Here is a 10,058-nt window from a genome sequence, read left to right on the forward strand (position 1 = left end):
GAATCAAAGAGGAGTATTCCATGACCAAACCCCTCTTTGATCCAATTGAAAATGTTTATTCTTTGGAAGCCCACTTTAATTCCATATAGCCTACAGGATGACGTACAATACCTGATACTTCAGGCTTTTGTAGTCCAACTTGGTTATAAAAGTGAATTGGGAAAAGTGGTAATTCGTCGAATAAAACTTGTTCAGCTTCATAGAGATATTCATAACGTTTTTCTTCATCTGCTTCATTTTTTGCATTGGCAATCAACTCATCGTATTTTTCGTTTGACCAACCTGTACGGTTCATCGAAGAATCTGTTACAAAGCTTTCCAAGAAGTTAACCGGGTCGGCATAATCTGCTAAGAAAGAACTACGAGAGAACTGTAAATTCAAACTTTTCTGGTCTTCTAAAAATACGTTCCATTCAGTATTTTCTAATGTTACATCAACGTCTAATTCTTCACTATAAATCTCTGCCATATATTCAGCGATCGCTCGGTGGGCATCGTTCGTATTATATGAAAGAACGACTTCAGGCAGTTCGTCGTAACCTTCTTCTTCCATACCTTCTTTTAGGAGTTGGCGTGCCTCTTCAGGATCGTGCGTTAATAGTTCACCGTTCTCTTCACGGAAGTCATTTCCGTTCGCATCGGTAAATCCTGGAGAAACGAACCCTTTCGCTGGTTCTTCGTTATTTTTCGTAATGTATTGAACGATATCTTCTTGTTTGATTACTTTAGCGAACGCTTTACGGATTTTTTCGTTTTGGAAAGGTTCCATTTCTACGTTAAAGCGGTAGAAGTAAGTACCTGCCTGATCTACGAAAAAAGCATCTTCACTATCCAATAGCTGTTCAGCCAAGTCAGATGGAATGGCAGCTGTATCTAACTCACCACTCTCATACATTTGATATTCCGTGTTCTCTTCATTGACCATTGCCCAGTGAACTTCTTCTAGCTCAACATTTTCTGCATCCCAATATTCTGGGTTCTTTTTGAACGTAAAGTGACTTTCATGCTCCCATTCAGATAAAGTGAATGGTCCGTTACTGACAAAAGAATCCGCTTCAGCATGCCAATCTGGATTCTCTTCTGCAACTGCTTTATTAACAGGGAAGAAAGCAGGATTTGAAACTAAATCAAGGAAGAATCCAGTCGGTGCATTCAATGTTACTTTCAATGTCTTTTCATCTTCAGCGACCAAGCCAAGGTCTTCGGCGCTTCCTTCACCATTGTTAAACGCCTCTGCTCCTTCAATGAAGTAACCGAGAAAAGCAGCTGGAGAAGCTTCGTCCGGGTCTAATAAGCGAGTCCATGCAAAAACGAAATCTTCCGCAGTTACCGGATCACCATTTGACCAATTGGCATCTTCGCGTAGTGTGAAGGTATATTCCAATCCATCATCTGAGATCTTCCAATCTTCAGCAATACCACCAGCCGGTTGATGCGATTCATCTAAACGCGTCAACCCTTCCATTAAGTTGTTTAGCGCGTTCCAAGAAACAGCATTAAAACCTTGTGGTGGATCAAAGGATGTCGGCTCACTACCGTTATTTAAACGAAGTACATTGCCACTACTTGTATCCGATGATTCTTCATCCGATTCTGTTTCCTCTTGGCCCGTAGATTCCTCTGAGTTTGAATCATCAGAACTTGAATCCCCTTCTGAACTTTCATCATTACCAGTAGTACAAGCAACTAGAAATGTAAGCATAAGAACTAATAACAATACCAACCATTTTTTCACGTTGTTTCCTCCTTTTTATTCATTAAATTTGGTGTATGAACTCTCTCATCATAAAGCCAGCAGTCTGCATAATGCGTTTCACTTGGCTCGTGACGGAGAGGGTATACCTTTTCACATACGAACATGGCATGTGGACATCTAGCAGTAAATGGACACCCAACCGGCGGAGAAAATAAATCTGGTGGTGTGCCGTCAATCGGTTCCAATTTTTCTCCCTTTTGATCAAGACGTGGTATCGAATTCAATAGTCCTTGTGTATATGGGTGTTGAGGTTCATAGAACACTTCATATTTCGTTCCTGATTCAATGATTTTTCCGGCGTACATGACGGCAATTCGATCGGCTGCCTTCGCGACAACGCCTAAGTCGTGCGTAATCAAAATAATCGCGACATTCGTTTCTTCTTGAATGGTTTCAAACAACTCCAAAATTTGTGCTTGAATGGTGACGTCGAGTGCTGTTGTCGGTTCATCGGCAATCAATAGATCCGGTTCACAAATTAAAGCAATGGCAATAACGATCCGTTGGCGCATACCCCCACTGAATTGGTGTGGGTATTGTTTGAGTCGCTCTTCTGGATTCGGTATCCCGACGAGATCAAGCATCTCGAGCGCTTTTTGTTCAGCTTTTTTTCGAGATACGTTTTTATGCTGTCGTAAGCCTTCCGTCAATTGGTTACCGATTGTTAACGTCGGGTTTAACGCGGTCATTGGGTCTTGGAAAATCATCGAGATATCTACACCGCGAATTTTCCGCATGTTTTTATCGCTTTCTTTAGCTAAATCGTTACCTTTAAAGATGATTTCTCCGTTTGCTATTTTACCGGCTGGTGATGGGATTAAGCGCATAATGCTATTTGCCGTCACACTCTTTCCGCAACCGGATTCGCCGACAATCGCCAATGTCTCACCTTCATGAAGTTCGAAATCGACGCCGCGGACAGCTTTGATTTCCCCGCCATAAGTTGAAAACGTGACATGAAGGTCGTTTACTTCGAGAATTTTTTTCATTGGGGTTACCTCCTGAGTTTCGGGTCTAAGGCATCTTGTAAGCCATCACCTAGAACGTTAAAGGCGAACATCGTTGCCGAGATGAAAAATGCTGGGAAGAATAAGCGCCACCAATGACCTGACAAAATCGTTGTCAGTGCATCATTGGCCATCACACCCCAACTGGCGACAGGAAACTGGACGCCGAGACCTAAGAAGCTTAAAAAGGCTTCAGCAAAGATGGCTGTCGGTACCGTCAACGTCATTTGGACGATAATCGGTCCCATTGTGTTCGGTAATAAATTTTTCCGGATAATCCGGCTTGTTTTTGCGCCAAATGACTTCGATGCATGGACGTATTCATAGTTTTTAATCTGTAAAACTTGTCCACGGACAATCCGGGCCATACCTACCCAACCCGTAACCGTCAATGCCAGAATAATCGTCGAAAGGCTCGGTCCTAATACAACCAATAACAAAATGACGACGAGTAAATAAGGTAATCCGTATAATATCTCGACAATCCGCATCATAAGATTATCTGTTCTTCCACCTTTATAGCCTGAAATCCCTCCGTAAATGACACCAACAGTAAAATCAATGAGGGCAGCCATAATGCCGACGAATAAAGAAATCCGAGCACCATACCATGTCCGTGTAAAGACATCCCTTCCAAGATTGTCTGTTCCGAACCAATAGGTAGAAGATGGCGGTTGGTTTTGGTCTGCCAATATTGTTCCATCTACCGTATAAGGTGTTAAATACGGTCCGATGATTGCCATGATTCCTAATAGGATGAGAAATATCAGTCCACCCATTGCTATGTAATTGGAACGTAGTCGAATCCAGGCGTCCTTCCAATAAGAAAGTGACGGACGAACAACGGTATTGGCTGAATCATTCGCTCCTTCCAACGGTTTAAACCAATCCAAGGGAATCTCTTTTGAATTCGAATCGATGTGGTCGTGTGATTGTGTTGTTTGTGATTTCATCGTTAATTCCCCTCTTCCTTGTGCAGTTTAATCCGAGGGTCTAACAACCCGTATGCGATATCCACTAAAAATAAAGCGAACACGAGAAATGCACTATAAAAAACAGTTGTGCCCATAATGACTGGATAATCCCGCTGATTAATACTTTCAACAAAGTACTTACCCATTCCAGGAATCGCAAAGATTTTTTCGATGACAAAGGTTCCTGTCAGGATACCTGCTAATAAGGTTCCTAAGATTGTAACAACAGGCATCAGTGCATTTTTTAAGGCGTGCTTTATGACGACTTTGTAAGGAGCTAATCCTTTAGCACGTGCCATCTTAATGTAATCTTGTGTCAATACTTCCAACATGCTTGACCGTGTTAACCGGGCAATGATCGCCATTGGACCGGTCGCTAATGCGAGCGTCGGCAGAACCATATGCATCGGTGATTGCCATGTAGCAACAGGGAAGAATCCACCATTAACGGCTAATTGCTGAATCAATAATGTCGCTAACACAAAGTTCGGGATGGAAATACCGAGTACGGCGATGGTCATCGCAAGGTAATCGATAATTCCGTTGTGACGCAAGGCGGCCAATACCCCTAAAACAATTCCAGAAAGGAGTGCTACTAAGATCGCGATGATTCCAAGCTCTGCTGAGATCGGAAAACCTCTTCCAAGTAAATCGTTTACCGTACTATTTGGTTTTTTAATAGATGGGCCGAAGTCTAATGTCGCAATCGATTTTAGATAAATAAAATATTGAACAATAGGAGGTTCATCTAAATTAAAATGCCGCTCCAAATTCTCTTGAACCGCTTCATTGGAAGTTCTCTCTTCGTTAAACGGAGAACCGGGAATGGCGTTCATCAATACAAAAGTGAGTGTTGCGATAATCCAAATCGTTAAGATCATCATGAAAAATCGCTTGAGGATATAACGGACCATGATTAAACCTCCCTAGGAAAAGGTTGCTTGCATCGCTAATTCTGTCATGACAATCATTGCTCTGTAAGCTTCCAAAATATCCTTTGCTTCGAATTTGACGGTACAGCTATTTGGCTCTATTGTCGTTCCTGGCATAAATGCCGCCAACTCTGCTTGTCCATAATTCACAAATTCAATACGCAACGTTGGATTTTTCGGTGGGGTCAAAGGCTTTACTTGGAAGCGATTTTTGATAGCTTCTTCCGTTTTTCTTTCCAGTAATTCACCTGCATTTTTCAATGATAGCGATTTCACAGCTGAGCGAGTAATGCTCTCCTTAACGGCAGCTGTCGTTACATGTGGAATTAAAGCTTCTGCTTCGACTGCAGCACGGTCATCCCCACCAACCAAAAGTACTGGGACATCGTAATAACCAGCTACTAAGGCATTGAAGCCCAACTCGCCGATCTCCATATCGTTAATATAAAAATTACGAACACCAAAGATCATGGAATGTGACATCACACCTGGTTGTCCAGCTCGTGCATGGTAGCCAAGAAACATTGCCCCATCAAAGGATCCATCAAGTCCTTGGACCATGGAATAAGGTTTTACCCCGCCTGTAATTAAATCAGCTTCCGGATGAAGCTCATCAATTAAAAGGTTATTCATTTTTGAGTGACTGTCATTGACCAAAAGGGACTGACACCCTTTCTCAAAAGCTTGTTTAACGACATGATTGACTTCTTTTGTCATAATTCTTCTACTTCGTTCATAGTTATGTAATTGTGAATCTACAAACGTATGGTCAGGCAGTCCGGTAATGCCTTCCATATCAACGGATAAATATAACTTCATTTACAATTCACCTCTTAAGATGTATAAACTTATTTGATAATTTAAAATATTACCATAAAATGTTGGTAAACACAATGAGACCATTGATGTATAGAGTCAGTCATAACCGTTATTCATTTGTTTTTCTTTTCAAGATCCATTATCTTATATACAATGAAAACATAAATAATTTAGAATATTTTTATGATAATGAATAATTAATTTAAATACGAGGTGATTTTATGAGTGAACAAGTGTTGAAATCAGAGGCCGGCCAACATAATTTAATGGACTATGCGAAAACGTATAATAACTTCGACTGGGAAGAAGCAAAGAAAGCCTTCTCTTGGTATGAAACGGGTAAAGTGAACATGACCTATGAAGCGATCGACCGCCATGCAGAAACGGCGGAAAAGAAAGATCAAGTAGCACTTTACTATGAGTCACCTGATCGAAAAGAATCTTATACGTTTGATCAATTGAAAAAAATGAGTAACCAATTTGCAAACGTATTGAAAGAACATGGAGTCAAGAAAGGTGACCGCGTGTTCATGTTTATTCCAAGGTCTCCAGAATTCTACGCATCCTTCTTTGGAATCTTAAAAGTGGGAGCGGTTGCAGGACCGTTATTCGAGGCATTTATGGAGCAAGCAGTGAAAGATCGTTTAGAAGACAGTGAAGCGAGTGTGCTTGTGACAACCCCAGAGTTACTCGGCCGTGTCCCTGAGAATGAGCTACCAAAACTCGAAAAAGTCGTATTAGTCGGTGAGAAGGTTGAAGCTGACGGACGTTATATTGATTATCATGCAGAAATGAAGCAGGCGAGCGAAGAATTCGATATTGAGTGGGTAGACTTAGAGGATGGCTTGGTGCTTCATTATACTTCCGGCTCAACAGGAAAGCCAAAAGGTGTTTATCATGTGCATCATGCGATGATTCAGCACTACCAAACAGGAAAATGGGTGCTAGATTTACAAGATGATGACGTTTATTGGTGTACCGCAGATCCAGGTTGGGTAACTGGCACGAGTTATGGAATTTTTGCGCCTTGGCTAAACGGTGTGACAAACGTCGTTGTTGGTGGACGTTTCAGCCCAGAAGCTTGGTACGGTGCACTCGATCGCTACAACGTAACTGTTTGGTATTCTGCTCCGACAGCATTTCGTAAGTTGATGAGTGCTGGAAAAGAAGAGATTAAGAAACATGATTTATCTAGCCTCCGTCATATCATGAGTGTCGGGGAGCCATTAAATCCTGAAGTCATTCATTGGGGATTGAGGGCGTTTGATTTACGCATTCACGATACTTGGTGGATGACAGAAACCGGTGCACAGTTGATTTGTAACTACCCGACGGTCGATATCCGGCCAGGTTCGATGGGGAAACCAATTCCAGGAGTGACAGCATCCATCGTTGATGATCAAGGAAATGAATTGCCACCAAATCGAATGGGTAATTTGGCTATTAAAGAAGGCTGGCCAGCGATGATGCGTAAAATCTTGAATCGCCCTGAGAAATATCAAAGCTACTTTGTTAACGGATGGTATGTTTCTGGCGATAGTGCTTACCGAGACGAAGACGGTTACTTCTGGTTCCAAGGTCGTGTTGATGATGTCATTAATACATCCGGTGAACGGGTCGGTCCGTTCGAAGTTGAAAGTAAGCTGATTGAACATGAAGCGGTCGCAGAAGCGGGCGTAATCGGTAAACCGCATCCTGAGCGTGGTGAAATCGTCAAAGCCTTTATTTCATTGAATGAAGGTTATGAAGAATCCGATGAATTATTGGAAGACATTCGTCAATTCGTCAAAACAGGCTTGAGTGCTCATGCTGCTCCTCGAGAAGTCGAAGTCAGCAACAAGATTCCAAAAACCCGAAGCGGTAAAATCATGCGTCGTCTGTTGAAGGCACGTGAGCTCGGTTTACCTGAAGGGGATACGTCTACATTGGAATATTAATCAACGAAACCCACTTTAGGCCGGAGTATGCCTAAAGTGGGTTTTGTATGTTAAAGAGTGATGTTGATCTCATTATTCAAAAAATCGAATTAGACTTTCCAGCTCACAAATTTCACCTTTAATAAAACTTCCCAATTTTCTTGTAAGATCATCTATTTGACTGAGGACAGTTACGAGAAAAAAAGTCGCACGAACACTATAAGGGCTTTCAAGTTTATTATCGGCAGTTACCTCAACACCTACATAACCTCGATTCCCACACAAAAAGAATCGCATAGATAAAAAATGACTCACATTTTCTACATCTTCCCCAGTAATCCACAGAAATTCCTTTTGCTTAAAATTGGCTAAATCCATTACTCCTTCATTTAACTTTTCTAGTTCTTCATTATCAGTAAATATATTGAGGTTCATGCTGCAACGACCTGTCCAGAAATCTAAACTTAGTTCAAAGAAACTATCGTTATCATCAACCCATATCTTTTTTATTTTCACACTTGGTTGAGTCATCTTTTTTTTATTCCCCTTGTTGGTTATTGTTTGGGGTGTGCAACAACTGGACCGATTCTGGCATAACTTAGTGCAACAATCGCGCCCGATTATTTAAGATTGAAAAAAATGAATACCACAAAATTGCTATAAATTAATTTAAGAACGCTATCAATAGTGAATAAAGTAGCTCTTTTTTAAACGGGTTAATATCTATTTTTGGCTTCTTTGTTATATACACACCCTCGAATTAATTTTACCCCCATATGCTAACAATGTGTTATCAGAAAAAGCTAGCTGAAAACACTAAAATTATTATTAGGGGATGACAAACAAATGACAAAATTGTACTCTTATAAAGAGCCTACAGTAATTGTTGGTTCTGCCCAATTTAAAGTTAGAATGATTGAAACTCCATTGAACAACATTAAGACAGAAACTATTAATAAGCCCATATCACAAACAAATTATTCAGGAATAAACGGGGGATTCTTTGTCGGCAATTACACAAGTCCTCCGAAGCGAGGCGATTCTATCGCATGGTCTTATAATGATCAAGGTACAGGGGAAAATCATAATTATAATGGAAGTGCATCAAAACAGGAAAGTAGAAAAACATTTGTAGTATATCAAGAAGGTAACTTTTACTTCGGGGATACAATGAACGCAAAAAATATCACCGAGGTAAAAAATAAATTTCCTCAAGTTAGAGAAGCAATTGGGGGGATTGGTTTGGAAAGCAGTGATTGGGGAAGTGATTTAGCATATTATGGACCCTCCCAAAGAACGTTTATGGCTTTTGATGAAACAAGCAAAAGATTCGGATATCTAATAATTAGTCCAGAGCGGATCAATATCCCAGCGGTAAAATCAATCCTTCTGCAAATAGGATTAGATTCGAAAAATGCTGTAGTGCTTGATGGATCTGGTTCAACAGCATTAAGCATTCCTGAGTATAAATTTTTTGGAGAGAATCGATATATCTTTAACATGATCCGATTACGGAGACTGCAAAGATAGAACACAAAACGAGGGGAATAAAAATATGGAGACAAGAAAATTAACTAATCAGTTAAAGGCAAATTTATGGGCTTCTATTATTTCTGCTATTTTCTTGTCTTCCTCCTTTTTCTTTGTCTATGATTCAAAAATATACCCAACGGATTTCCTATGGGATTTTAGTCTATCGGACCTCGTCCCATTCATCTTACAATTTGGCGGTTTCTATTTTCTTATATTTTTTTTTATCACCTTTTTAATGACATTATTAACAAGATGGTTAAAAAGTCTATTATTTAGATTGGTTCTCTATATACTAATAGGTATATGCTTATCGCCTATTTTATTTCCAATATCAAAACCAAATTCATTTTCATACACTAATGTTTATTCACTTGCCGTGATTACAAGCGTCTTAATATTGGGTATATGCAAAGAGATTTTTAGTAATAAAAACGGTGATTAAGAAGGTGAATTGTTTCTGTCAAAATGTTGGCGAAACCCTTAACTGTATCGATTTATTACAATGCCAGAATATTATCAAGGATGCTAAACTATAAAGAAAAGCAGGGGCAAGATTCAGACGTACTAAAACAAATTTCTCCCATTGCTGGGAGCACATCAATTTGTATGGCCATTAAGAGTTTAATAAACAGGAAGATCAAGTTGACATGGATGCCATTATTCAGAAATTGGCTCAACGAAAGGCTATCTCAGAATAAATAACGTTTCTAATTTCACTATTCAACCTTTTCGAGGGGACGTGCAGAAATACCCTGATTAAAATAAACAGTATGTATAAAAAATAAGCCAGTTTTAATTATAATTAACATTATTTTTTCTACAAAATAAGGGCCAGGTATCTATTGGCTTTATTCCACAATCTGGCCTGATTATCGAACACCACGATGCCCGATTGTCGCCAGTGCATTCCTTGTATAGTTAATGTCTTTCAATATGTATAAGATCATCGGAAGGTGTTAAATAATTTTTTTCTCCTGTTGAAAAATCAGAACCATGACGTTTAATTTCTACATATTGAACTACTTTATCTTCATAAAGAAATACTATTGAACTACCCACCACTTAACAAACTACGGTTGTTTGAAGTGGGGGATTCCTAAGAACACCAGCGTAACCGCCAG

At 39.9% G+C, this 10,058-nt stretch carries 8 protein-coding genes; 2 read left to right on the forward strand and 6 right to left on the reverse strand.

Annotated elements, in window-relative coordinates:
* Positions 1-55: 55 nt before the first annotated feature.
* From KC820_RS11490 to KC820_RS11510, 5 genes are read right to left on the reverse strand one after another with little or no spacing between them, the layout of a single operon-like run.
* Positions 56-1,735 carry a peptide ABC transporter substrate-binding protein gene (locus KC820_RS11490; RefSeq protein ID WP_212371164.1) on the reverse strand — a complete coding sequence of 560 codons (1,680 nt, stop codon included), beginning with the start codon at positions 1,733-1,735 and terminating at the stop codon, positions 56-58.
* Positions 1,732-2,745, reverse strand: coding sequence for an ABC transporter ATP-binding protein (locus KC820_RS11495; RefSeq protein WP_212371167.1), 1,014 nt, complete (start codon positions 2,743-2,745; stop codon positions 1,732-1,734). Before KC820_RS11495 ends, KC820_RS11490 begins: the two co-directional genes overlap by 4 nt.
* 5 nt (positions 2,746-2,750) lie before the next feature.
* Positions 2,751-3,716, reverse strand: a complete 966-nt coding sequence (locus KC820_RS11500) for an ABC transporter permease (RefSeq protein ID WP_212371169.1) — start codon at positions 3,714-3,716, stop codon at positions 2,751-2,753.
* A gap of 2 nt (positions 3,717-3,718) precedes the next feature.
* Positions 3,719-4,651, reverse strand: a complete 933-nt coding sequence (locus tag KC820_RS11505; protein WP_212371171.1) for an ABC transporter permease — start codon at positions 4,649-4,651, stop codon at positions 3,719-3,721.
* Positions 4,652-4,663: 12 nt separating this feature from the next.
* A complete protein-coding gene (locus KC820_RS11510) occupies positions 4,664-5,488 on the reverse strand; it encodes a M55 family metallopeptidase (RefSeq protein ID WP_144089565.1) in 825 nt (274 codons plus the stop codon).
* A gap of 221 nt (positions 5,489-5,709) precedes the next feature.
* Between KC820_RS11510 and acsA the strand changes: the two genes are divergently transcribed.
* Entirely contained in the window at positions 5,710-7,425 is a 1,716-nt protein-coding gene (acsA, locus tag KC820_RS11515) for an acetate--CoA ligase (RefSeq protein ID WP_212371174.1), read from the forward strand.
* Positions 7,426-7,497: 72 nt separating this feature from the next.
* Here the strand turns inward: acsA and KC820_RS11520 are convergent, their stop codons facing one another.
* Entirely contained in the window at positions 7,498-7,935 is a 438-nt protein-coding gene (locus KC820_RS11520) for a hypothetical protein (protein WP_144089567.1), read from the reverse strand.
* Between the two features lie 315 nt (positions 7,936-8,250).
* On the opposite strand from KC820_RS11520, the gene KC820_RS11525 reads away from it, so the two are divergent.
* Positions 8,251-8,934, forward strand: coding sequence for a phosphodiester glycosidase family protein (locus tag KC820_RS11525; RefSeq protein WP_144089568.1), 684 nt, complete (start codon positions 8,251-8,253; stop codon positions 8,932-8,934).
* Positions 8,935-10,058 lie beyond the last annotated feature (1,124 nt).

It is taken from the genome of Allobacillus saliphilus (genome assembly GCF_018138385.1).
Lineage (GTDB): Bacteria > Bacillota > Bacilli > Bacillales > Alkalibacillaceae > Allobacillus > Allobacillus saliphilus.

Excerpts from the sequence above, each read along its gene's own strand:
- KC820_RS11495 (WP_212371167.1), bottom strand. The coding sequence starts at position 2,745 with ATGAAAAAAATTCTCGAAGTAAACGACCTTCATGTCACGTTTTCAACT.
- KC820_RS11500 (WP_212371169.1), bottom strand. The coding sequence starts at position 3,716 with ATGAAATCACAAACAACACAATCACACGACCACATCGATTCGAATTCA.
- KC820_RS11505 (WP_212371171.1), bottom strand. The coding sequence starts at position 4,651 with ATGGTCCGTTATATCCTCAAGCGATTTTTCATGATGATCTTAACGATT.
- KC820_RS11510 (WP_144089565.1), bottom strand. The coding sequence starts at position 5,488 with ATGAAGTTATATTTATCCGTTGATATGGAAGGCATTACCGGACTGCCT.
- acsA (WP_212371174.1), top strand. The coding sequence starts at position 5,710 with ATGAGTGAACAAGTGTTGAAATCAGAGGCCGGCCAACATAATTTAATG.
- KC820_RS11520 (WP_144089567.1), bottom strand. The coding sequence starts at position 7,935 with ATGACTCAACCAAGTGTGAAAATAAAAAAGATATGGGTTGATGATAAC.
- KC820_RS11525 (WP_144089568.1), top strand. The coding sequence starts at position 8,251 with ATGACAAAATTGTACTCTTATAAAGAGCCTACAGTAATTGTTGGTTCT.